The organism is Polaromonas sp. P1_G2 (assembly GCF_056405515.1).
Genome location: NZ_JBFUBY010001030.1, coordinates 1 through 480, shown reverse-complemented (window position 1 = coordinate 480; position 480 = coordinate 1). Strand labels below are relative to the sequence as shown.

Sequence of the window (480 nt, the reverse complement as noted above, 5' to 3'; positions counted from 1 at the left end):
CATCTCCGTCAGCAGGATATCGGGAAAGTGCGACACGTTTATCATCCTCATAGGCTCGCCTTCCGCAAGCCTTCCGCGTAGAGACGGATAACGATTGGTCATTCAGAGCATGCCGAAGATGCGACTCCATGTCTTGTTGCCCTGTTGCACAACTGTCATAAAGCGGGTCTAAGGCTTCCTAAAATTCTGCTCAGCGGGCACCCTACATGGAACTTGCTGTTTCCAATATTCCCGGTTTCGTCTGGGCACATCGTTTCCATCCGAGCGCGGGGCAATCCGAGCGGATGTCGCCGACCTGTACGATGCGTGACATCAAGGTCAATGAGGGCTTCGTCTGGCTGCATCTCGGCCTTTCCGATGCGCGCGTGCCTGCCTTTCTAGAAAGTCTGCCGGACCTATCCATCGAAGCGGTCCAAGCGCTCACCAATCGTGACCCGCATGCGGCGCTGTCGCTCTCTGCGGATCTCATCTGCGGCACGC

Annotated in this window: 1 protein-coding gene; it reads left to right on the top strand. The window is 56.5% G+C overall.

The window, feature by feature from the left end; translation table 11 throughout:
* Positions 1-206 precede the first annotated feature (206 nt).
* Positions 207-480, top strand: a 274-nt coding sequence (locus AC1D0P_RS28900; RefSeq protein ID WP_477679876.1) for a hypothetical protein, incomplete at its 3' end; no start/stop codon positions are given.